The following is a 21,948-nucleotide window of genomic DNA, read 5'->3' as shown; positions in this document are numbered from 1 at the left end:
TATGGCTTTTTATATAAGAAGAGAATCGGAAGACTGGTATACAGATCTTACAAGAGATGGGAATGAATTAATTCGTACAAGATTTGACCTTTACTATCTTTTTTTTCTGAAGGGAATTGCGAATCAAGATAAGAACCCAAAAAATAAAGGTTCTGAATTTGTTAAGGAGCTTATTGAGTATTTCCCAGAAGAATATAAAGGGTCTAGAAATACAATTGTTGGGTTATTAGTTAATTCAGAGTTAAATCGACTAGGGATATCACCAGATGATAAGAGAGAGGTTAAAGATAAATATCAACAGATAGTAGAACCTGAATCACAGGCTAAATTAACTTCCAAAGGGTTTTCGCTGATGAATGATTATGCAAGCAGAGGGTATGAGTTGTTTCAACAAGAGTTAGGAGATAATCCTGCATCACTTGCACCTGAATTCTTAATTAATGCTTATAAAAATCTTAAAAAGAACTTTGAGAAAAATTTCTAGCTTTTTGAATTAAATTCCCACTTGTTATGAGAGATTATTAGAAGTTTAGTTTTTATAAATACACTTTTTTTAACATTAACTGAATAGGTATTTATTATGTCAGAGATGGATATAACACCATCACATGTTTCCGTGGGTAGTTTATTTCATGAAAGCCTTATTTTCAATGTACCAAAATACCAAAGAGGCTATGCTTGGGGAGATGCTGAGATAAGTGATTTCTTGAAAGATATTAGTGAAGCTTATGATGCAAGAATAAATGACAATCCTAAGACACATTTTTTTGGTGGTATCGTAAGTGTTAGAAAAGCAATACCTGGAGCTGCACATGAAGAGAAGTGTGAATTAGTAGATGGTCAACAAAGAATAGCAACTTTTGTGATCTTGATGGCCAAAGTTACCAAAGTATATCAGAATTTATTAGATGAGGAGGAAATACCTGAAGATAGAGAAGAAATTATTAAAAAGAGGATTGAGGATTTAAAGAAGTCATACTTCCAGATAGATATAGATATTCACAGGAAAGTTGAGAAGTTCTACAAATTAAAACTTTCAAAAGCTGATAAGGATGAATTCCACAACCTTTTATATGGTCGGGATATCACAATTAAAAGAGATTCTCATAAAAAGCTAAAACAAGCATTTATTTCTATTGAGGAGTGGGTAGATAACTTGATAGAAGATTGTGGCGATTTGTCTGAAAAACTTGATGTCTTAGAAAGTATAAAAAAAATAATAGATGAGGATTTAAGTATAATCCATATTGTAACTACAGATAAAAAAGATGCAATAAAATTATTCCAGGTATTAAACAATAGGGGAATTAGTTTAACAGAAGGGGATTTATTACGTGCTAGAACATTAGAGCTACTTGAGTCAGACGAATTTATGGACCAGCAGGATAGTATTGAAAAAGCATGGGATGAGATATTAAAGGATGCACCATCAGATACTGAAGATTATTTGCGTTGGATTTATGCATCTTATGAAGGAACTAGAGCTGGAAAATCAACACTTTTCGACGATTTTCTGGAAGCTTTTTATCCAGAAGATGATATGGACGAGATTGAAGAGCAAGATGCAAATCAAATAGTAGATACAACATTAGAGTTGCAAAAGGAATTTGAAAAATGTCGGAAGGTTTCTAAAGGTAATTGGCCTTATGAAGAATTAGGTAATCCCATAACTGACTGGGATATAGATAGACTCAATACCCTAACTAATGAGTTAAATCATACAAATTGTATCCCAGTTTTACTTGCCGCTAGTAGATTATCTCAGACAGATTTTTTAGATATTGTTAAATTAACAGAGAGGATATTTTTTAGATATAAGCTTGTTTGTAATGAACACATTACTTCTTTGAATAATATATACAATAAGGAGGCAGAGAACATTAGAGACAGCATCGAAGATTATGAAGTAGATTCTTATAAAACAGCTTTAAATAATCTCCAAGAGAGAAAGACACATGATGAAAAATTTACCAATCAACTAGAAGAGCTACTCTATCAAACAAGTTCGGGGAATAAAAACGTAAAATACTGTTTGATGACATTAAATTATTACTTGGATTGGTTTGGAGATGGTTCTGATGGAGAACCTATATGCCATGATAAAACTACAGTTTATGACTTCTCCAATACTACAGTTGAACATATTTATCCTAGAAATGCAGAGGAGGATGATAAAAATGAGACTCTTGAAGAGGTTAAGCACAAACTAGGTAACTTAACTGTACTAGCTCCCAGAGATAATAAGGCGGCAGAGAACGCTACTTTTAATGACAAACAAGAAGTGTTTGAACAATCAAACATTGCTTTGAGTAGGAAACTAACGGAGTATGACGAATGGGAAATTGAGGATTTTCAAAATCGCCATGATGATATAAAAGATATGTGTTTATCGGTTTTTACTATTGATTCTCCTAGTTAGGAAATACTTAAAGCATTGAGTCTATTTATGTTTTTAACAAGGTGATCTAATGCTTGATCGATTTCTTCTTTTGTATTTCCCCTACCAAAACTAATACGGATTGCATTATGGGCTCTCTGTTCACCGAAACCTAATGCTTTGATGACATGAGAGGGTTCAACCTTTGCTGATGTGCAGGCAGAGCCAGTTGCTACAGCTATTTCTTTAAGCTTAACGATTAAGGCTCTACTTTCAACTCCTGGGATACTAATGTTTAAGTTGTTAGGTAGCCTATTTTTTGGATGACCATTTAAATGTACTTCACCAATTTGATTTCTAAGCTTTGATAAGAAGTATTCTGACCATTGTTTATACTTCTTGTTCTCCTTATCCATTTCTTTTTTTCCCAATTTAACAGCCTCTCCAAAACCAATTATAGCTGGAACATTAAGAGTTCCTGATCTTATACCACGTTCATGTCCTCCACCAAAGATTAGTGGCTCTATCTCAACTCTAGGATTACTCTTTTTACGGTATAAAGCTCCAATACCTTTAGGCCCATAGATTTTATGGCCTGACATGGACATTAAATTTATTTTCATCTCCTCAACATCAATTGGTAAGTGTCCAACTGCTTGGGCTGCATCAGTGTGAAAGAAGACTTCATTTTCTTCAGCAATTTTGCCAATCTTTTTTATTGGATGGATTGTCCCTATTTCATTGTTTGCAAACATTATGGATATAAGAATAGTATCAGGTGTAATAGCTTCTTCAACATCGTTAGGGTCGACCATTCCATACTGATCTACAGGCAAATAGGTTATCTTTTTACCCATTTTTTCTAACTTCTTGCAAACATCCAAAACAGCTTTATGTTCTGTTTTACAAGTTATGATATGATCTCCTTGATCAGCGTACTTTTCTGCTATTCCACGTAAAGCAATATTATCAGACTCAGTAGCCCCACTGGTAAAAATTATTTCTTCGGGCTTAGCTCCAATTACTCTTGCTATTTTTTCTCTTGCCTTATCAACTCCCTTTTTGGCTTCATATCCATAATCGTGGTCATTGCTTGCTGCATTGCCATAGATATCAGTGAAGTATGGCAATATTTTTTCTAATACCCTTTCATCAACAGGTGTTGTAGCATTATGATCTAAGTATATTCGATCGCTCATAGTATAGAATTAATTAGGTAGCAATCTAGCGATGTCTTCGATTTTTTTAACTCGTTTGTTAAGTAGCAAAGCTCCTCTATTGAAATGAGCTTTTAGGTACTCTGACCATTCTTCTTCTTTTATGCTATCCTCTTTACATCTTTCTTTTAGAAGAGAAAGTATTAGATCCTCCCATTCGCCAAATAAAACTTGTTTTTCTATGATTCGATCACCGTCAGGTGGAAAATTTTCAGGATCTGGTATGGAGGGATCATTTAAAGATAAAGAAAAACCGATCCGTGCTAATATATTAGGAGTTAGTCCAGTTTTACCTTTGAGCATCCCAAGTTGTTGAGAAGCTTCTTCTGTGAAATGAATACTACTGATCATGCCTCTACTGGTATTAGATGTTCTTCAATTTCTTGTCCGTTGATCTTAGTTTTTTCTGTAGATCCTTTAGATGGATTAAATTGCATGTCATACATGTGAGAAATATAGTTTGTCAGTTTATCAGTAACCATCTTATTTATTTCTTCATCTGTACCAAGAATAAGCATCTGATGTGTTGCTTTAGAGAAAAAGTGTTCTGTCAGGTTTTTTCTATGTACTGTATCTAATCGACTAAGTGGTGTATCAACAATTATTGGTGCTGGCAGTTTTGATATATCATAGAGTGCCCATAGGATTGAAAGTGAAAGAATTTGTTTCTCTCCAGCACTTAAGCTGTTTTTATCAAATTTGGTTTCATTTTTAAGGAGGGTAATAGCAAAATCATTTGGATCAATTTTAACTGAATCAAATATTAGTTCTTTGCGGCAAAGTAAATTAAACTTGTTTACAATTAAGTCTCCTAATTGTGACAATTTTTCATTCTTCAACTCTTCGGCATATTCTTCTAACAATTCCTTAGATTTATGAGCTAGTTGAATACTCTGGGATAGTTTGCCTTTGTCTTTTAGTTTTTCTTCAAGGTTGTCCCGCCTTTTTTTGTGATAATCTATTTTTCCTTCTATGTCTTCTTCTTTGCTACGGAATTCTTCAATTTTTGAATTTATTTTACCAAGTCGTTGATTTAGTTGACCCAACTCTTCAAATAATGGTTGTGAAAACTCTTCATTAGCACTCCAACTAAGTTCTTCTTCTAAATCAGATAATTTGCTTCTTGTTTTGATAACTTTCTGAGCAATTTTGTTGAATTCTGACGGTATTTTTGATTTGGATGCTCTAATCCAGGACATGAATTTTTCATGTTCTTCATCCGATAAATGATGTGTAAGTTCTGACTCTTCTAATGGTTTTTCTGGTAATGTTTTAAGGATGTCTTGTTTTAATATGTTTAAGATATCCTGTAGTTCCGATTCAGATGAAGTATCTGTTTCTTCCTTAAGTTTTATTAATGTCTCCTTACTTTCAAAAAGATCAACTTGTTTATTAATTAAATCCTCAGATATTGACCAAGTTTTGTAATTCTTCTCTTGTTTGAGCTGTTCTTTTAATTTGTCTAGGTATCGAGGAGTGACTGCGAAAGGAATTAACCCATTGCATTGTTCAATTAATTGTTTTTGTAGGTTTTCAATTTTTTCCTCGAGCTTATTTTTGTTTTTCTTAATCTTCTCAAGTTTCGATTGATCCCATCGTCCATGTTTGGATATTTGCGATTCCTTTTCAGGAATTAACTCTTGATTTATCTCTTTTTTTTCTTCGTTAAGTTCTCTGATTTTGGTTTTAACTTCGAGTTGTTTATCCAGCAATTCTTTAATTCTGTCTTCAACATTTTCTAGTTGAGTGGTAATCTCCCCAAAATTTTGATTCTTAGACTCTTCCTTCAGATAATAGCTAATATCTTCTTGGAGTTGATCTACTGTTTCCAAGCCTAGTAATGAACGAATAGTGCCTGACAATATTGATGTTGAGTCATCTCTATCAAACATATTTAGTTTTTCACCATCGAAGAAGAATAGATCTTTATAACCAGGGGGGAATAAATCTCTTAAAAATAATTCCTTTTCTTTATAATCTAGCTGATCAAGTTCTTGTTCATTCTCGATGATAAGAATTGACTCATTAACACCAGAGGAGGTTTTTTTCCAAGATCTTTTTACTACATATTGGTTTTTTTCTCCTAATCGCACATAGTCAAAAATTATAGATATAGAAGCTTCTTCTGCTGATTTGGATGTCCCCTTAGGTTGATGAAGTTTGCTTGCTAAATATTCTTCATATTTTTTTTGAGAAAGTTTATCACGCACAGATATCGAACCCCATAAGACTAATTTCAGGGTTTCAACTAAAGTAGTTTTACCTACACCATTTTTTCCTATAAATAGGACAAGAGATTTTTCATCTTCTCCAGAATTAGGGTTTAATCGAAAGGTGTGGGTACCGCCGTAAATCCCAAAATTGTTGATTGTTAGGTCACGAATGAGCATTAACTAGCTTCTTTTAAACTTTCTTCTTCAGATTTGTTTTGTCTTCTCTTCATTTCTTCTTTAACCTCATCAAAAGATCTCCAATCCTCTCGAAAAACCTCAGCTATTTTTTTATGAATATTATGCCGTCTTTTCATACCCTTGTGTACTAATTCGGCATCAAATAATTTTTGAATTAGATCGAGAGGCAAATCTTTCTCTTTAGCTAATTCTTTTAATAAAGATACTTCACTAGCACCAGGTGTTATTACATCATTTTTGCCCCAGTTAATGTCAGCACCGACTTCTCCCATAGTTTCTTCATAGATTTCTGGTACAGAATCTTGCCAATCTTGGCGTTCAGTAATCCAAAGTCTCCTTATCTCTTTAAGTTCGGCTATTTTTATAATTTCAAGTTCTGACTTTTCTCTGTCCTCAGGAAGATCATTCCAAATCTTCTTTTGAGTATTAAGAAGTTTTTGGAGTATCTTTTTGGAAAATTCTAGGGTATAAGTTCGATATCTTAATCTACCATTCTCTGAAATTTTTATTCTGCCATCACGTCCACGAAATTCTCTTTGCTCTGATTTATTTTCTGGATTTTGAGTTTCAGCTAGCCAATCTCTAAAGTTTAATAATGGTGTCATCCAACCGTGTTCTTCAGAGTCAGAATCAATCATAGATTCCATGGATTTATCACGTGATACTACTGTACAAACCCAACATCCAAATCGACTATTACCACAGGATGGGGTGGAGTCATCAATGACTAGGGGGCATTCATCAGCACTTGCTGATCTATACATGGAGGAGAGATCTCTATTTTCGGCTCCCCATGGTGACTCAACTTGCATAAGGTATTGCCAAACATCATCGACAGTAAAGTATTCAATGGGTGGATAAACCCATGCTCCTGGTAGTTGACCATGTGAAGAAAGTTTATGACCACGGTTGATGTATTTATTCATAATCTGGTCACGTGTAGCACTTTCACCCCTACGTGTACCAAGAGCAAGTATAACCTCACCGTGTTCATCAGCTTTATCCAAAATAAACTGGTTCGAGGGTTTAATTTTTAATCTATCTGTACACCATCTAAACATATTATTAGGGGCAGGGTAACCTCTACCAATTAAATTGACCCAAAAAGAATCTTCAAGATTTGGCTCAAGCTTATGAGCTTCGAAGGGTAGATTCTGCTTTTGTGCTTCCTGATTTATTAATCTAAGATTGGTGTTTACGTGATCTACAATTACAGGTGTTTCAACTAATGTATCAGTTGAAATCACATAAATTGGTTTGTCCCTTTCTTCTTCAGGAAGTTCAGATATCGCATACCATATTAGCTGAAGTGTTGCAGTAGAATCCTTACCGCCACTATATCCGATAACCCATGGATAGGAGTAATTTTTGTAGACATCTTGTATTTCTGAATGGATATCTTCTAGCGTATACTCATCAAATATTGATTCCACTATAATGCCTTTTTTCTTTTTGAGAGAGGTGTTATTAATCCGTCTAATATTACAATTAAATATGCCTTATTTCTTGTTATAACACAATGGCTTTAACTGTCTGTAAACAGGCCTTCTGGGTTATAACTACTAACTAAAATGCTTTAAAATGAGACAATTTTAAATCTAAAAATAACGCAATCGCTTACATTTAAATTTTCTTTTTGGTTCATTACGAATTATCAAGTCTATACTTAGCTACAAATGATTTTTAACCTAATATGACAATTTGGTTTGTGTAGCTAATAATTTATTTATGGGAATAATAAAATAAACTATACTGACACCAATGTGTCACCTGATTTTTGCTATTTCACTATCAGGCTAAAATGGGAAAGGTTCATGGAGGATTCTTAACAAAAGGTAAAGTGTGTGCTACTTAATGTACGGGTCATATAGCCAGTTATTTCTCTAAAATATCAGATTTAGATATTTCTAGATTTTTATCTGGTAGTAATTTCTTGACGAGCTCCCCAAAAGAATCTAAAGCCCATTCTCTTATAAAAGGAGAAAGTATTATTTCATCTATTAATATATTGGGTTTAATTTTTAAATATATCCCTTTCTTAACTTTAGAGTTGTTGGTTTTGTTATCTATTCGGGTATAAAGCCTTGCTTCATTTTCATACCGATAAAATGTAGATTTGCTACAGATTATCTGGTCAATGTCTTTAATGTTAAATTCATTATCTAAAAGCTGCTCATATTTAATATGATTCGTATACTCTACCTTTTTAAGAAATAATTTATCTACAAAATTATAATTAGTTGAAATGATACTATTTTCCAATTTAGTTGCTGTTGTAGAAATAGCTACGCCGAGTTTTGAATTGTCTAAATAGATTTTCCATAAAGCATAAGATTCTTCAGTATCCAAAGACCAACTCGATAAATAAGAGCTTAGCTTAGTTTTTTCTATTGTAGAGTTTATTGACTGAAGTTTCTTTTTAACAATCCTTGAATCATTTATTCGATTAGATAAATAATCTTTAATCTCCGATGAATTGGATATAGGTAAATTAACCTCATATTTATCGGTTAAGAAGTCAGCTCTTGTTAAGAACATTCTATTTTTGGTTATAAGATCAAGAAACTTCTCAAAATCTAGGTATCGGATTAATTTCTTATTCCCTCGGATTGTTTTTTTATCTCTTATTATTTTCATGGTCTATTTGGCTATATAACGGCTTAGTGCATAAGCTGGAGGAGCCAACGTGCTGAAATTAAAAGGTTAACTAATAAATAGGAAGTAGACAACGAGCGAGTTCTATTTGCCTGATATTTTCTTTTTAAAGGGGGTATCCTAGTATTACTTAGTTTTCAATTCCTGTAAAATTTCATCTGCTTTTTCCCAATCCTCATTTGCCTTGCCCTGCATATCTAACCCTTCTAAAGTGTGGGCTCGAAATTTGTAGGCTAGAGATAAATAGTGCTGTGTCATATTCTCCTTGTTTTTAATAGCGTTGTTTAGGTCATTAAGAGCTTTCTTAAACTCGCCCAGTTGACAGTACGCCTTTCCTCTATAGTAGTAAGCCAACAAACTGCTGGGATTAAATGAAATCTCTTTATCAAAATTAGTAACTGCTTTATGATGCTTGCCAAGTTTGCCAAGAGCGATACCTCTTTTGAGATAAATTTTTTTATAATTTTGATCTAATCTCAACACATTATCAAAATCTATTAAAGCCATTTTAAAGTTGTTAGCTTCAAAATGAACCAATGCACGATTGTAATATAATGTAGGATCGAAGGGGTTTATTTTTATTGCTTCTTTAAAATCATTTAACCCAGAGTCATAGGTATTTAAATATTTTTTTGTAAGTCCACGATAATTATAAATATCGTGATTGTAATCTAATTCAAGCGCTTGGTTAAAGTAGTTAAGAGCCTTTTTATAAAGCTCCATTTTAAAATAAATTTTGCCACAGTAATAATAATTTCCGAAGAACTTATCATCTAGGTCTGTTCCCTTTTTAAGGTCTTTAAGAGCAGGTTCAAATTTTTCAAGTCTAAATTTTGCTATCCCTCTTAAATGAATACTAATCATTGATGTGGGCTCATCTTCCAGAATTGTGTCAAATAAATCTATCGCTCTTTTATAATCATCATCTGAAGAAGCTCTGTGACTTAGTTCTGTAACGTAATTATATTTGTCGTGATGAATAGTAGCTAAATAATCATGTTTCAACTCTGTAGAATTACGGCTATTTAATAATTCTATGGCTTGGTTAAAAACTTTTCGCTTTAAACTTGATCTGTCTTCTGCCATATATTAAGTATAAAAACCAGTATTAATTTTAAATATCACATTTTATCAATCTCGTTTTTCAAGTTTGATAAATAAATCACGGACAAACAAATATTGTATTTTTAGACTTTTATTAACAGTAATTAAAATAATGCTGTAATGTAATATTCCCTTGTAAGTATTTGACTTAAAAATGGTCTTACTATTAGAGATTAAATTATTATATAAAAATGATCACTTTGCATCCAGATTACAGAGAAGATAGTGCTGGATTTAAGCCGAAAATTATAGTTCAAACGGGCAAGTACCTTTATAAATTTGCCCCTGAAGAAAAATAACTTATGGAGCTGTCAATTGGTATTTTAGCTGGTATAGTAGGTTTGATTGCATTAGTTCTTCTCTTCATTTCCCAAGTTGAAGTAAAGGAGCATAAGGGAGATACAGAGCTTGCAAATATACTGAAATGGTTGGCTATAGCTTTGATTGTTGTATTTGTGTTAATGGGTTTCCTTGAATAAAGTTGTTAACGTAAGCTTGCAGAAAGTGACAACAAATTTTAGATTGATTCTAATCAATAAACATAAACTTTGAGGAACAGATAAGCAGAGGTCAACTGCGCATTTTGTTATACTATTGTTATACAAAATAGGGCAGACAGGCAGAAAGAAGGCTTTAACGTATTCTAAGACAGAAATTAGAAGACAGATCCCATAACTGGGGGTCGTGGGGTCGCTGGTTCAAATCCAGTCGTCCCGACTTTTCAAGCCTTCTGATAGCTTTTAAGAGCTGTTAGGAGGCTTTTTTGGTTTTAGCCTTTCTTGGTTTTACGCAGTCACTGTTACATAACTGTTATACAAAATGCTCCATTTAAAAAATATGGGACATTGCTATGGCAACTTGATTATCGAGGATTAATCATCTTTTTTATCAAAAACTACTGTAAAGCACGACCCGTTATCGGTTGTGATCTGAAGTTCTCCCTCGAGTTGTTGGGCAAGCGTGTAGACCAGCGATAACCCCAAGGAATCATTGGCCCTTTCTGGTATCTCTTCCGCCATTCCTATTCCGTTATCCTTAACCTCCAGGGTTACAGCCTGGCCGTCTTTTTCATGCAAAGAAATGGTAATGTGTCCCTCGGCCCGATTGGGGAATGCATGCTTGTAAGCATTGGTCAACAGTTCATTTAACAGTAGGCCACAGGGAATCGCCTGATCCATGTCAAGTCTTACAGGCTCCGTATCATACGAAAGGGTTATATCCTGCGCTTTGTCTCCATACGTTGTCGCAATGGTTTCTCCCAGATTTTTGACGTATTCATCAAATTGGAGAGAAGAAAATGTCCCCATTTGGTAAAGTTGCTCGTGGACCAGCGACATGGTTTGGATACGGGCTTGGCTATCCTGCATCTTTTGATAGGCTTCCTCGTTTTCTGTGTTTTCTTTCTGGAGCTCAAGGAGCCCGGAGACGACGGCCATGTTATTTTTTACTCGGTGATGAATTTCGGCAAGGAGCACTTGCTTCTCTGACAACTGCTCCTCGAGTTGTTGCTCGGCTTCGGTTCGCTGGGATATATCCACATAAATGCCGAAAATAGCTATGATGTCTCCGTCTATTTCTACCGGAACTGTGGCAATGAGGACCGGAACCTCCGTTCCATCCTTTCGTTGGCGGACCGTTTCTACCTGAAAGGATTCTCCCTGTAATGTGCGATCGGTGATATCCCTTGCTTCTTGTACTAATTCCGGAGGGGTTAAAAAAGAATCAATCTCCTTGCCTTGTAGTTCCGAGAGCTGATATCCGAACATCTCCTTGAAGCTGGCATTTATCCTTGTAATCGTATGATCTTCATCTAACAATACCAGTCCCACCGGTGCGTTTTCAAAGAGCTGAGTAAGCAACTCCATATTTTGCTGTAAGCGTTGTTCATTTTGCTTACGATCAGTGATGTCCCTGAAGTACACCGACAGACCGATTTCACAGGGGTAGGCAGTGACCTCTATCCACATATCCAGCGGTTGATAAAATTCTTCAAACTGAACCGTCACTTGCTGGTTGAGGGCTTTGTGGTACTGATCGTAAAAATCAAGGTCGGCGGCCTTTTCGAATACCTCCCAAAGATTGTTACCAATGATATCGTCTTGGGGAACCCCTATTATCTGCTCTGCTTGCTTATTCCAGTACCTGACAGTCCAATCCTTGTCTACGGCAAAAAACCCGTCATCGATGCGTTCAAGGATACGGGTTTTCTCTTGTTCGGCTTCATTTAACTGATTATGTTCTTGCTGTAATTGCTGCTCCATGGTCTTTCGATCCGTGATATCTTGCGTGCTGCCATATATGCTTGCGCACCGGCCGCCTTCCATCACGGGTTCGCCGACGGCATTAACCCAACGGGGGTTCCCCTTGGCCGTAATGATTTTGGATTCGAAGGAAAACGATTGGCCCTCTTCGATAGCCTTTTTGACTGCTTTTTGCACCTTTTTTCTGTGATTGCCTTCTTCGTAAAAGGCGAGAGCTGACTCCAAATCCGGCTGGTAATCAAAGGAGACTTCGTGGAGACGCTTGACCTGATCGGACCAGTAGAGCTGTTTGCCCGGTACGTCAATTTCCCAATGTCCAATATTAGCCAACTGGTAGGCTTGCTCTTTATGTTCTTTGTCCATAAAGCCCTCTTTTTATAAAGCAAAAGACATCAATATAGAGATGCCTCTATCAGATAATTAATAAAAGATAATGCTTATATATAAAACTATAAATATTCATCTTTTTACGCGTAAGGGAAGTTATAGTAGAGTATTAATCCTCAATGAGGAGTAATGCAATTATTTTTTCTTTTTTATGAAAATGGAAGCGTAAAGGTAGTGCCTTTCATTAGATGAGCGAATATTATGATCGGTATGGAGCTGTATTATATGTAAGCCTATAATTTGATTTACCCTTTTCTATATGATGAGGGCCCCAATGGAAAGGTTGTTCAGGATTTTCGACAAAGCATTAACTATTATGAACGTCAAGATCTATTCATGATTCCTAAAACACCACCCAATACAGCAGTAGTAAAAGTATCATGATCCAAGCGGCGATTTGAATACTTAGCGGTTGGCTCGGAAATTCATATCCGCAAATGGGGCAGACTTCCGTATCGGCATCTATTTCTACTGCGCAACCGGGACATTCTTTTTTATCCATAGAATTTCTAAAAAATCATCAGCTTGCCTATTATTGGACTGAAATTAAGTAATACAAGACAGTACCAAAATGAAAATTCAGACTTCTGCCGAAGTAACATCATTAAAATGGGATGAGAAAGTTATTGACGTCAATGAACATCATAGCGTTGACCTGGAGTTTTCGGCGATTGATACCGGCGGTGGATTTAAAGATCCTATGCTCGATTTTTCGATTCCGTTAAGAAAATCAATTGAATGGAGTGAGAGTCAACCCAATCTTAGCCTAACACTGGTCGATCCGAACAATGAAAATAAAAAAGTTAGTTTCTCATTTAATGGAGAAGTAACTGTTTCTAATCAACAGATTAATGGACGGATTAAAGAAGATCAGCTTACCAGAGAAATCATTGGATTTGTCTTAAACCTATTACGTTAATTGAAATGCTCTTCGAGTAGCTTCTGGCTGCGATATTGAACATAGCGATCTTCAACTGTGTGAGAGGCACGGGGTGTTATGCGTATAATTTCTTGGAGCTGTTCTTTTGCTTCCTCATTACGATCAAATTCGAGTAATATGTTAGCGTACAGCATTTTGTTTGTGGGGTTTCCCGGAGCTATCTTCAAAGCCTTTTGAACAAGTTTAAATGCCTTGTCTTTTGACGGCCAACCCATCACAATGGGAATATTGGGGGAATAAAAGTGTACTTGAGCTAAAATGCGATATCCGCCGCCATCTTGGTATTTGGGGTCTTTTTCAATGATGTCTTCGCAAACTCGTCTCAGTTTTTTGGAGATCCCGTCGGTTGCGGCTTTTAGGAAGCCGTGTACATCTGCCCAGCGTCCGATATTGGCAGCATACCAGAATTTAATTGGAACTGAATCGGGGTAGCGGTCAATCATTCTCTCACCCAAATTGCGTCCCTTGTCATAAACATCCTTTTGCTGATCTTCGCTAAGCCCGGTAAACATTGCCTTAAAATAGTAAGAGCGCAGGAGAAAAGCAGCTGATTCTTTGGGATTGATATCCTGATCTAAAGCAGCTTCGAACAGATCAATGGCCCTGTTAATATTGGTAGGATCTGCTCTGAAGGAATCAGCATTAGCATCTCGCTGATGGTAAAACTTTTTGCCACGGTCAAAAAGATCTTGGCCTTGTATTGTAGATGCCAAAATTAATAAAGGTAAAACCCCAAGAAGTAGGTGAAGAGTAATCTGCCTAAAAGATGAATGTGAGTAATAGAATATTCTCATAAATAGTGCTCTAATAATGTGATTAGACTAAATGGCAAGATGTATTATGAGATATTTTTGAATTGATAGCAATCAGTAAAATACAATTACAGTGTTAAAAGTTATTGTAAGGAACAAAAGATCTTATTTAGTGCTAAAAAGATATAAGTATTTAAATCCTTTTTTATAGGATGATTTTAGAGAGTCGATTAAGTATAACAGCATTAGGGAGGGAATTATGTTACGGTGGAGTATTGCATTTTTAGTTATTGCTATTATTGCAGCGGTTTTAGGATTTGGGGGTATTGCCGGAACGGCCGCAGGTATTGCTGAAATTCTATTTTATATTTTTATCGTTTTATTTGTTGTATCACTAATATTTGGCCGCCAATCTAAAGGATAATATTGCCGATTGGAACAAATACACAGGAAAGCTGTATGTATAATTTGAACCTATTCTCAAAAGAGTATTTGCGTTCGGCATGGGGATAAAACCCTAATTTAAAAAGAAGTTATTATGTATATCATTGATCACGATAAACAAGTTGCCCTTATAAATGAGATGAAACAATTACGTAAGGACCGTAAAAGGTATGAGGTTTATTACCATCATCCTTATACAAACCAGATGTGGAAAAGTTTTTTCCCGCGTGCTAACGGGGATGAGCTGGGGCCAAAGCTATTACGCCACGAGCCTGTACCTACCGATATCAATGAGCGGTTGAATATCTGTTTAGGAGAAGACGCACCCGAAAATGCTATTGGATTAGGTATTGAGTGGTCGGCACGGCCCGAAATTTGGGCGGATGTTATTCAGGCGTTGGAAAATCGCTATTCGCATTTCGATCGGAAGCAGCTGAAACTTTTTCTGGATAATCTTCACTTGGATGAAGCCAAAGAAGAAATGCCTGCTGAGATTTCAGAAGACGATACGCAAGAAAATGAAATTACCGAAGATAAAGTCGGCAATTTAATTTGGCGATCCCGGAAAATTCGCGTGAAACGATTTTTTGTATTAGGATAGTCCCGTTAATTCTTCACTTCTTGTCCATAGTTTGGAGGTAAGATCATCATTGTAAGCGATGTCGGCTGGTTCGGCTACGTTTTTGTCCTTAAAGTATTGGCCGCTCATGGAAGTCACCTCATCGGAGGTTGTCAGGTAAATAGTTGTTGCAGCTCCCGACTTTGGCGATCTCATAAATGGTTTTCCAATCCAATAAAAAAACTTCATTGCCCAACCCGCTTCTTCAGCTAATTGTGTTCGTACTACTCCGGGATGTAGGCTATAAGCAGTAATAGTGCTATTTTCTGTGCGCTTAGCCAGCTCGTGAGTAAACATAATATTACAGAGCTTAGAAACGCCGTAAGCGTTTATAGCAGAATAATTTTCAGTGAGCTGAAGGTTCTCGATATCAAATACCTTAGCACCCACTTTGTGAACTTCTGATGAAACATTGATAATTCGAGCGTCTTTTGATTGCTGCAGACTATCCCAAAGTAAATTCGTGAGTAGAAAAGGGGCCAGGTGATTTATGGCGAGTGTTTTTTCGATGCCGTCTATGGTTTCTTTGCGCTCATTAGCAATAAGTCCGGCATTATTAACGAGCACATCAATTTGATCAAACTCTTGGTTTATCTGATCGGCTGCAGATCGCACATCATGCTGTACGGCGAGGTCAGCAAGAATGATTTTGATACCGGTATTGCCTGTATCTTCAATAATATCCTGACGAGCAGCTTTGGCACGGTCTTCATTTCTGCAAATCATAATCACGTAGGCACCATCGGCAGCAAAACTACGGGCGGTTGCTTTACCGATACCAGAATTAGCACCAGTTACAATACATAGCTTATTAGCTAAATCCATAATTTTAGGGTTATGGAGGGAATCTTTAGTTCAGATTGTTATACAAACACGTTAACTTTGGGCGTTTATTCAATCATAGATTTTTTAATGTAAATCATTGTGATGATTCAAGAATATCTAAATTCAGTAGAAAATTTTATTGTTGTCGGAGATCGCGTACTTATTAAACCGCGGGATATGGAAACAACAACGAAAAATGGACTCGTGCTGCCGGCAACAGTCAAGGAAAAGGCAGATATCCATAGTGGCTATGTGGTTAAGACGGGACCCGGTTATCCCATCCCTTCCAACGAGGTAGATGAAGCCTGGAAAGAAACAAGTCAGACGCAATATATTGGTATGCAGGCCGAAGAAGGGGATTTAGCTATCTTTTTAAAAGATAAAGCCCACGAAATTGAGTTCGAAAATGAGAAATATCTTATTTGTCCACATGCTGCTGTTTTGTTACTGATACGCGAAGATTTGGCACTGTAGAAATTGTTATTATTGCCCGGGGAATGGGAGTTGTTACAAAGGAGTTGAACTACTGATTATGGTTCGTTAATCTAATATGAACTTTGAAAAACAACAGTAACTAAATTTTGCTCCTATGGATCGACGTCAATTTCTATTGCGTTCATCGCTACTGGCAGCGGGTGCAGCGCTTCCATTTAAATCTTTGTTTGCCAATGCCCAAGGCAACTTTACTGCCCTTCGCCGCAATGTGGGCTATTTTACTGAGCGGGGTGGCACGATCGGTTGGCTGGCGTCACCGAATGCGATGGCGGTTGTTGACTCCCAATATCCCGAGACGGCTAAAAATTGCCTGAACGGGCTGCGGGACAAAACGGATCAGCCATTAAACCTGCTCATTAATACGCATCATCACGGCGATCATACCGGCGGGAATCCGGCCTTCAAAGGAGTAGCCGAAAAGATGGTGGCGCATGAAAATGTGCCAAAGCTGATGAAGAAAGCGAACGAAGAAAGTGAGGGTGAAGGAAATACTGCTTTTCCCGAGACTACTTATTCCGAGAGTTGGAAAATGGATTTGGGAGATGAAATCATCCATGCCAAATACTATGGGCCCGGACATACGGGCGGCGATTCGGTGGTTTATTTTGAGAAGGCCAATGTGGTCCATATGGGAGACTTAGTGTTCAATCGGATGAATCCGTATACCGATCGTCCTTCGGGAGCATCCATGCAAAATTGGACTAAAATTTTATCAACAGTTGCAGAGGAGTATCCTGCAGATGCCATTTATATTTTTGGTCATGCCAAACCTGAATACGGAGTTACCGGTGAGAAAGAAGATCTGATGGTGATGAAAGATTATCTGTCTGCCATATTGGATTATGTGCAGAAGGGTATTGAGCAGGGATTAAGTAGAGACGAGATTACCGATATAAAATCACTCGAAGATTTTAAGCATTTTCTGTATGCTGACTTTTGGACCCTTTCGGATAATCTTGGCGTAGCATACGAGGAATTAACACAATCGTAACTGTTATTATGAGTGATCAAATGATCTCAACTGCAGAAGAAAGTTCAGAAGAGATACGTCGGTGCACCTATTGTGGGGCTAAAGCTCCGCTTGTTTGGGTGCACGGACACGGGCAATGTGCTAATTGTGGGATTAACGTGCAGGAGTGTTGTCAGGGAGAAACTTGTCAGGTGGATTAACTAAAAAGTTTTAGAGATTTTTTCCTCCCGAGCGGTAGAAATAACTCCATAAAAGAGGCAATAACTTTGACATGTTGGGTGGAGCGAAGCGCAATCAAGACATCTGTTATGCTACATAATGGCAAAAATTTTCTTTGTTGGGTGGGGCGCAATAGATTCCTCCACGTGTCCCGAATATTCGGATTTGGTCGAAATGACAATCAGTTCAATAGGTAACTGGTTATTCAGAGCGTAGTCGAGGAATCTTTTCTATTCTTACTTTTCTGGTAAGGAGATATTAGCTTCTGATTAAATTACCTTCCTTAAACAAACTCTTCCTCTTCAATAGAAAAGATACGCTCGCAAAGATCGAGCTCATTGGGATTATTAGATGCAATAATGATCAGCTTTTCAGGTGCGTCAAAGGCTGTAACGATTTCTGTGATCAGGTCTCGTCCCTCTTTATCCAGGTTGGATCCCGGCTCATCCAAAAGCAGAATATCTGGATCGTAAAATAGGGCCGAAGCCAGCCTCAGTCGCTGCTGCTGTCCTGTTGATAGCTTCCCAAACGGTTGATTGATAGCATGTCTAAGTCCCACCCTGGATATCCATAAGTCGATGGTTTTAACAGAATCCGACTGGTGCCGCATCTTTGAAATGAATTCCAGGTTCTCCCGACAGCTCAGCTCATTATAGAGATTAATGTACGGAGCCGCATATCCCAACTTTTGTTTAAAAGCTGTTTTATTGAGCGTAGTTCCGTTATCTTTCCAAGCGACATCTCCTGAACTTGGGGGCAAAAGTCCACCGAGACATTTAAGGAACGTTGATTTTCCTGAGCCGTTAGACCCGGCAATGCCAAGGGCACTGGCCTGATGATCAAAGGAGACATCCGAAAAAATAATATTCGGACCAAAAGACTTTTTTAGCTGTTTCACAGATAGCGTAATCATAGGCCAAAGGTAATAAGGGATCATCAAATCCTAAATGAAAACTTTGGTAGTGCAGCGTATTTAAATTTGTTACCTATTAATAGAAAGGATATTTCAAAAGATTCTCAGGATTTAACATATTGAGCCGTTCTTAGGTTGTATTGCCTTTCGTTAGACAATATATTTCCCATAAATTATGAGACAAACCATTCAGCAAATAACGCAAAAATTAATCGATCGTTTACCCGAAAACGATCAGTATTATACGGTTGAAGAACTTCGATCATGGGAGTTCCCGTCTTTTATTGTTCGCCGTATTAGTGTGGAGCTAAAGCGTAATCTTTCTGATTCGATGATTATCCCCAAGACGGATTGGGCAAACACCAGTGCTGATACTGTGCTCGATGCCTGGCAACAATTTATTGATGCTATTGAAGAGGAAGCCCGTCTGCCGGCCAGTTATGCGCAAGCAGTTATTGAAACTGCGGTTTCGGATGTTATAGAGATGCTGGTGCAGCCGCGAAAAAATGTGCCGGAAGTTATTTTTGGAGCCAAGGATGAGCTTTCGGCAGAGCAATTGCATCAGCGATTGGAGGCGGTTGTCATATATAGGCATTTTGCTGTTGTGCTTTCCCGATATCTGCAGAAGAAGGATCTGGAAACACTGAGTAAAGAACGCTGTTCAACTATTATTGTTCAGGCGGATGAAAAGTTGACTTCGGGATATTCTCCTTTAAATTGGGCACAAATGTTGGAGCCTCTTTTTCAGTTGCAGAAGGATGGTGTCGACACTAATTTGCTTCGACTGTTTTTTGAGGATAAAAAGATGCCTCGGATTGCCCGAAAATTTGACCTGATGAATACAGCTCTTAGTCGAGCTGAGTTTATCGAAGTACTTTCATCACCGGAATTGCTCGATTTTGATGGGTATGAAGATGATCAGTCCTCGCTTTTTGAGGATCAACTGCCTTCCGAGGAAGAAGATGATAGCGATTCCTCAACTGTAGTATCGAAAGAGAAGGATGAGTCAATACAGCAAAGCGAAGATGACGAATCCCAAGAATTGGAAACCGAAGATCAGCAGTTGAAATCTGCTGACACAGAGGAAACAGAGGATGAAGAGGACGATTCGTTAAATGGTGTCTTCAAGGAGGAATATGAGGAAGAAGAGAATAAGGAAGTAACATCAGAAAGTGAGGAAAATGATGGGGGGGATGAGGATCAAGATGTTGCAGAGGAGATAGAGGAAGAGGAACGAGGGAAGGATTCTTCATCAGAAAAAAGTACTGTGTCTTCCAAAGAACAGGAAGAATCGAAAACAGATACAGAGATAACATCCGGACCTGAAGAAGATACCCCCATGTGGATGCGTTACATGAGCAATGAAGAGATCGAGGAGTATAAAGAAGAGCTTGGAGCTGAGGAAGATGAAGAAGTTGATGAGGATGGATTTATTGATGAACCTATTATTGATCTGACAAAGGAAAATGCTACGGATGAGGAGGTCAATAATCTCCGTAACATGCTATCGGACGACGAGGAGCTGTTTGTGGAGGAGATTTTCCGTGGTTCTGATCGTGCTTTTGATCAGGCAATTGAGGATATTGCTGCCTATGATAGCTGGCAGGATGTTAGCAAGTATATTGAGAAGGATATTTTTAAACGCAACTTAGTTGATATGTACTCTGAGGCAGCGGTGGATTTTACCGATCGGCTGCAGAGTTATTTTTTGGAGAAACAAAATCGCAATAAACAAGAAAATTAGATGGCTTCGGATAAAAAAGTAGAGCGACTAAAACAAAAACGTAAAGATGCGCGAAAGGGCGGAGGCGAAGAACGAATTCAAAAGCAACATGACAAGGGAAAGCTGACGGCGCGCGAACGCATTGATATTTTATTAGATAAGGGATCGTTTGAGGAAATTGATCCCTATGTAAAACACCGCAGTCACAAATTTGGGTTGGAAGATAAAAGAATTGACGGCGATGGAGTGGTTACGGGATTTGGCAAAGTTCATGGGCGACCGATCTACGTATTTAGTCAGGATTTTACCGTTTTTGGAGGGTCATTGTCAGAGACGCACGCCGAAAAGATCTGTAAAGTTATGGATCTAGCCATGAAAAATGGCGTTCCCATCATTGGGCTAAATGATTCGGGCGGTGCGCGGATTCAGGAAGGCGTATCTTCGCTGGGCGGTTATGCCGAGGTCTTTTGGCGCAATAGTATGGCGTCGGGCGTGATACCCCAATTTTCGGCGGTGATGGGTCCTTGCGCCGGTGGAGCGGTGTACAGTCCGGCTCTGACCGATTTTGTATTTATGGTCAAAAATACCAGCTACATGTTTGTCACCGGACCGAACGTAGTCAAGACCGTAACGCACGAAGAGGTGACATCTGAAGAATTGGGTGGTGCCAGTGCACATGGATCAAAGTCGGGAGTAGCACATTTTACGGAAGAAAATGATGCCATCTGCCTGCAGGAGCTTCGTAAGCTGTTAACATATGTGCCACAGAATTGTGAGGAGAAACCTCCGCAAGAAGAATCAAAAGCACCGGACTCTGCCAAGGCCAAAAAGCTGGATGACATTGTCCCCGATAATCCCAACAAGCCTTATGATATAAAAGAAGTTATTGAGGGTATTGTGGATAAGGACTCGTTCATGGAAGTCCATGAGCACTATGCTACCAATATTGTAGTGGGTTTTGCCCGAATCGACGGACGCAGTGTAGGCCTTGTTGCTAATCAACCCTTGTCTCTTGCCGGGGTGCTCGATATTGATGCGTCGCTCAAAGGTGCTCGCTTTGTTCGATTTTGTGATGCATTTAATATTCCATTGATAACATTTGAAGATGTCCCCGGGTTTTTACCCGGCACTGATCAGGAGTGGGGTGGAATCATTAAACACGGTGCTAAGCTGCTGTATGCATTTTGCGAGGCGACGGTACCTAAGATGACGGTAATTACCCGTAAGGCGTATGGCGGCGCGTACGACGTGATGAACTCCAAGCATATCCGCGCGGATTATAACGTAGCGTGGCCAACAGCCGAGATTGCAGTTATGGGGCCAAAGGGAGCAGTTGAGATTATCTTCCGAAAAGAGATTGAGGCTGCCGACGATCCTGAAGCTAAAGAGCAGGAGTTGATTGATTATTATAAAGAGGAGTTTGCGCACCCATACAAGGCTGCCGAACGAGGATTTATTGATAACGTAATTCTACCAAGTGAAACACGCGAAAAGTTAATTCGTGCTCTGGAGGTTTCTGAAAATAAGGTAGACCAAGTGCCGCAGAAAAAGCACGATAATCTGCCTCTGTAGATATAAAATTCAAGTTAATCAGAACTTTGACTCCTGATTAACTTCTGCTTTGTGAAATTCTAAA

General features: G+C 37.9%; 22 protein-coding genes. 11 read left to right on the top strand and 11 right to left on the bottom strand.

All coding sequences use genetic code 11. From position 1 onward, the window contains the following. The first annotated feature begins 1 nt into the window (after window position 1). Both ACQ4LT_RS05995 and ACQ4LT_RS05990 read left to right on the top strand, forming a co-directional pair. On the top strand, window positions 2–484 hold the full coding sequence (locus ACQ4LT_RS05995; RefSeq protein ID WP_445665124.1) for a hypothetical protein: 483 nt from the start codon (window positions 2–4) through the stop codon (window positions 482–484). 96 nt (window positions 485–580) lie between these two features. Beyond that, window positions 581–2,419, top strand: a complete 1,839-nt coding sequence (locus tag ACQ4LT_RS05990) for a DUF262 domain-containing protein (RefSeq protein WP_445665123.1) — start codon at window positions 581–583, stop codon at window positions 2,417–2,419. On the opposite strand, the gene ACQ4LT_RS05985 is transcribed toward ACQ4LT_RS05990, so the two are convergent. The 6 genes from ACQ4LT_RS05985 to ACQ4LT_RS05960 form a co-directional block, all read right to left on the bottom strand. Continuing rightward, a complete protein-coding gene (locus tag ACQ4LT_RS05985) occupies window positions 2,416–3,576 on the bottom strand; it encodes a cysteine desulfurase family protein (RefSeq protein WP_445665122.1) in 1,161 nt (386 codons plus the stop codon). The two genes, ACQ4LT_RS05990 and ACQ4LT_RS05985, sit on opposite strands and share 4 nt — an antisense overlap. 9 nt (window positions 3,577–3,585) lie before the next feature. Continuing rightward, entirely contained in the window at window positions 3,586–3,945 is a 360-nt protein-coding gene (gene dndE, locus ACQ4LT_RS05980) for a DNA sulfur modification protein DndE (RefSeq protein WP_445665121.1), read from the bottom strand. Then, window positions 3,942–5,984, bottom strand: a complete 2,043-nt coding sequence (gene dndD / locus ACQ4LT_RS05975; RefSeq protein WP_445665120.1) for a DNA sulfur modification protein DndD — start codon at window positions 5,982–5,984, stop codon at window positions 3,942–3,944. The genes dndE and dndD overlap by 4 nt, the downstream gene beginning before the upstream one ends. Further along, complete coding sequence (gene dndC / locus ACQ4LT_RS05970) at window positions 5,984–7,438, bottom strand: DNA phosphorothioation system sulfurtransferase DndC (protein ID WP_445665119.1); 1,455 nt, start codon at window positions 7,436–7,438, stop codon at window positions 5,984–5,986. Before dndC ends, dndD begins: the two co-directional genes overlap by 1 nt. Window positions 7,439–7,880: 442 nt before the next feature. Next, window positions 7,881–8,642, bottom strand: coding sequence for a hypothetical protein (locus ACQ4LT_RS05965; RefSeq protein ID WP_445665118.1), 762 nt, complete (start codon window positions 8,640–8,642; stop codon window positions 7,881–7,883). Between the two features lie 144 nt (window positions 8,643–8,786). Further along, complete coding sequence (locus tag ACQ4LT_RS05960) at window positions 8,787–9,746, bottom strand: tetratricopeptide repeat protein (protein ID WP_445665117.1); 960 nt, start codon at window positions 9,744–9,746, stop codon at window positions 8,787–8,789. Between the two features lie 320 nt (window positions 9,747–10,066). Between ACQ4LT_RS05960 and ACQ4LT_RS05955 the strand changes: the two genes are divergently transcribed. Continuing rightward, window positions 10,067–10,243: a hypothetical protein gene (locus ACQ4LT_RS05955; protein ID WP_445665116.1), complete on the top strand. Its 177-nt coding sequence runs from the start codon at window positions 10,067–10,069 to the stop codon at window positions 10,241–10,243. Between the two features lie 393 nt (window positions 10,244–10,636). On the opposite strand, the gene ACQ4LT_RS05950 is transcribed toward ACQ4LT_RS05955, so the two are convergent. Together ACQ4LT_RS05950 and ACQ4LT_RS05945 are read right to left on the bottom strand one after the other, a co-directional pair. After that, on the bottom strand, window positions 10,637–12,388 hold the full coding sequence (locus tag ACQ4LT_RS05950) for a PAS domain-containing sensor histidine kinase (protein ID WP_445665115.1): 1,752 nt from the start codon (window positions 12,386–12,388) through the stop codon (window positions 10,637–10,639). 367 nt (window positions 12,389–12,755) lie between these two features. Continuing rightward, window positions 12,756–12,914 carry a zinc ribbon domain-containing protein gene (locus ACQ4LT_RS05945; RefSeq protein ID WP_445665114.1) on the bottom strand — a complete coding sequence of 53 codons (159 nt, stop codon included), beginning with the start codon at window positions 12,912–12,914 and terminating at the stop codon, window positions 12,756–12,758. A 69-nt stretch (window positions 12,915–12,983) separates the two neighbouring features. Here ACQ4LT_RS05945 and ACQ4LT_RS05940 point away from each other — a divergent pair, with 69 nt between their 5' ends. Further along, window positions 12,984–13,331, top strand: coding sequence for a hypothetical protein (locus tag ACQ4LT_RS05940; RefSeq protein ID WP_445665113.1), 348 nt, complete (start codon window positions 12,984–12,986; stop codon window positions 13,329–13,331). Here ACQ4LT_RS05940 and ACQ4LT_RS05935 read toward each other — a convergent pair. Further along, window positions 13,328–14,065 (bottom strand): tetratricopeptide repeat protein, encoded by a 738-nt coding sequence (locus ACQ4LT_RS05935; protein WP_445665112.1) that lies wholly within the window; start codon window positions 14,063–14,065, stop codon window positions 13,328–13,330. The two genes, ACQ4LT_RS05940 and ACQ4LT_RS05935, sit on opposite strands and share 4 nt — an antisense overlap. Before the next feature lie 298 nt (window positions 14,066–14,363). Between ACQ4LT_RS05935 and ACQ4LT_RS05930 the strand changes: the two genes are divergently transcribed. Further along, window positions 14,364–14,528, top strand: a complete 165-nt coding sequence (locus tag ACQ4LT_RS05930) for a DUF1328 domain-containing protein (protein WP_445665111.1) — start codon at window positions 14,364–14,366, stop codon at window positions 14,526–14,528. Between the two features lie 114 nt (window positions 14,529–14,642). Then, window positions 14,643–15,149 carry a hypothetical protein gene (locus ACQ4LT_RS05925; RefSeq protein WP_445665110.1) on the top strand — a complete coding sequence of 169 codons (507 nt, stop codon included), beginning with the start codon at window positions 14,643–14,645 and terminating at the stop codon, window positions 15,147–15,149. Here ACQ4LT_RS05925 and ACQ4LT_RS05920 read toward each other — a convergent pair. After that, window positions 15,141–15,992, bottom strand: a complete 852-nt coding sequence (locus ACQ4LT_RS05920; protein WP_445665109.1) for an SDR family oxidoreductase — start codon at window positions 15,990–15,992, stop codon at window positions 15,141–15,143. The genes ACQ4LT_RS05925 and ACQ4LT_RS05920 overlap by 9 nt on opposite strands. A 102-nt stretch (window positions 15,993–16,094) precedes the next feature. On the opposite strand from ACQ4LT_RS05920, the gene ACQ4LT_RS05915 reads away from it, so the two are divergent. From ACQ4LT_RS05915 to ACQ4LT_RS05905, 3 genes are all read left to right on the top strand, one after another. Next, window positions 16,095–16,466, top strand: coding sequence for a co-chaperone GroES (locus tag ACQ4LT_RS05915; RefSeq protein ID WP_445665108.1), 372 nt, complete (start codon window positions 16,095–16,097; stop codon window positions 16,464–16,466). 115 nt (window positions 16,467–16,581) lie between these two features. Beyond that, window positions 16,582–17,478: an MBL fold metallo-hydrolase gene (locus ACQ4LT_RS05910; RefSeq protein WP_445665107.1), complete on the top strand. Its 897-nt coding sequence runs from the start codon at window positions 16,582–16,584 to the stop codon at window positions 17,476–17,478. Window positions 17,479–17,486: 8 nt separating this feature from the next. After that, entirely contained in the window at window positions 17,487–17,657 is a 171-nt protein-coding gene (locus ACQ4LT_RS05905; RefSeq protein ID WP_445665106.1) for a hypothetical protein, read from the top strand. Window positions 17,658–17,959: 302 nt separating this feature from the next. On the opposite strand, the gene ACQ4LT_RS05900 is transcribed toward ACQ4LT_RS05905, so the two are convergent. Further along, a complete protein-coding gene (locus ACQ4LT_RS05900; RefSeq protein WP_445665105.1) occupies window positions 17,960–18,589 on the bottom strand; it encodes an ABC transporter ATP-binding protein in 630 nt (209 codons plus the stop codon). A 175-nt stretch (window positions 18,590–18,764) separates the two neighbouring features. Between ACQ4LT_RS05900 and ACQ4LT_RS05895 the strand changes: the two genes are divergently transcribed. Together ACQ4LT_RS05895 and ACQ4LT_RS05890 are read left to right on the top strand one after the other, a co-directional pair. Continuing rightward, window positions 18,765–20,333, top strand: a complete 1,569-nt coding sequence (locus ACQ4LT_RS05895) for a hypothetical protein (protein WP_445665104.1) — start codon at window positions 18,765–18,767, stop codon at window positions 20,331–20,333. Next, the gene (locus ACQ4LT_RS05890) at window positions 20,334–21,884 is read left to right on the top strand and encodes an acyl-CoA carboxylase subunit beta (protein ID WP_445665103.1); all 1,551 of its coding nucleotides are present in this window, start codon (window positions 20,334–20,336) and stop codon (window positions 21,882–21,884) included. Window positions 21,885–21,948 lie beyond the last annotated feature (64 nt).

This window comes from Fodinibius sp. AD559 (assembly GCF_052712805.1).
The sequence above is the reverse complement of the archived record's forward strand: the minus strand, read 5'-3'. Positions and strand labels throughout refer to the sequence as shown.

Bases quoted from the DNA above. Each gene is read 5' to 3' on its own strand.
- ACQ4LT_RS05900 (WP_445665105.1), bottom strand. From the start codon at position 18,589: ATGATTACGCTATCTGTGAAACAGCTAAAAAAGTCTTTTGGTCCGAAT.
- ACQ4LT_RS05920 (WP_445665109.1), bottom strand. From the start codon at position 15,992: ATGGATTTAGCTAATAAGCTATGTATTGTAACTGGTGCTAATTCTGGT.
- ACQ4LT_RS05945 (WP_445665114.1), bottom strand. From the start codon at position 12,914: ATGGATAAAAAAGAATGTCCCGGTTGCGCAGTAGAAATAGATGCCGAT.
- ACQ4LT_RS05955 (WP_445665116.1), top strand. From the start codon at position 10,067: ATGGAGCTGTCAATTGGTATTTTAGCTGGTATAGTAGGTTTGATTGCA.
- ACQ4LT_RS05995 (WP_445665124.1), top strand. From the start codon at position 2: ATGGCTTTTTATATAAGAAGAGAATCGGAAGACTGGTATACAGATCTT.
- ACQ4LT_RS05910 (WP_445665107.1), top strand. From the start codon at position 16,582: ATGGATCGACGTCAATTTCTATTGCGTTCATCGCTACTGGCAGCGGGT.
- ACQ4LT_RS05905 (WP_445665106.1), top strand. From the start codon at position 17,487: ATGAGTGATCAAATGATCTCAACTGCAGAAGAAAGTTCAGAAGAGATA.
- ACQ4LT_RS05965 (WP_445665118.1), bottom strand. From the start codon at position 8,642: ATGAAAATAATAAGAGATAAAAAAACAATCCGAGGGAATAAGAAATTA.
- ACQ4LT_RS05960 (WP_445665117.1), bottom strand. From the start codon at position 9,746: ATGGCAGAAGACAGATCAAGTTTAAAGCGAAAAGTTTTTAACCAAGCC.
- dndD (WP_445665120.1), bottom strand. From the start codon at position 5,984: ATGCTCATTCGTGACCTAACAATCAACAATTTTGGGATTTACGGCGGT.
- ACQ4LT_RS05895 (WP_445665104.1), top strand. From the start codon at position 18,765: ATGAGACAAACCATTCAGCAAATAACGCAAAAATTAATCGATCGTTTA.
- ACQ4LT_RS05990 (WP_445665123.1), top strand. From the start codon at position 581: ATGTCAGAGATGGATATAACACCATCACATGTTTCCGTGGGTAGTTTA.
- dndE (WP_445665121.1), bottom strand. From the start codon at position 3,945: ATGATCAGTAGTATTCATTTCACAGAAGAAGCTTCTCAACAACTTGGG.
- ACQ4LT_RS05940 (WP_445665113.1), top strand. From the start codon at position 12,984: ATGAAAATTCAGACTTCTGCCGAAGTAACATCATTAAAATGGGATGAG.
- ACQ4LT_RS05915 (WP_445665108.1), top strand. From the start codon at position 16,095: ATGATTCAAGAATATCTAAATTCAGTAGAAAATTTTATTGTTGTCGGA.
- ACQ4LT_RS05985 (WP_445665122.1), bottom strand. From the start codon at position 3,576: ATGAGCGATCGAATATACTTAGATCATAATGCTACAACACCTGTTGAT.
- ACQ4LT_RS05925 (WP_445665110.1), top strand. From the start codon at position 14,643: ATGTATATCATTGATCACGATAAACAAGTTGCCCTTATAAATGAGATG.
- ACQ4LT_RS05890 (WP_445665103.1), top strand. From the start codon at position 20,334: ATGGCTTCGGATAAAAAAGTAGAGCGACTAAAACAAAAACGTAAAGAT.
- ACQ4LT_RS05950 (WP_445665115.1), bottom strand. From the start codon at position 12,388: ATGGACAAAGAACATAAAGAGCAAGCCTACCAGTTGGCTAATATTGGA.
- ACQ4LT_RS05930 (WP_445665111.1), top strand. From the start codon at position 14,364: ATGTTACGGTGGAGTATTGCATTTTTAGTTATTGCTATTATTGCAGCG.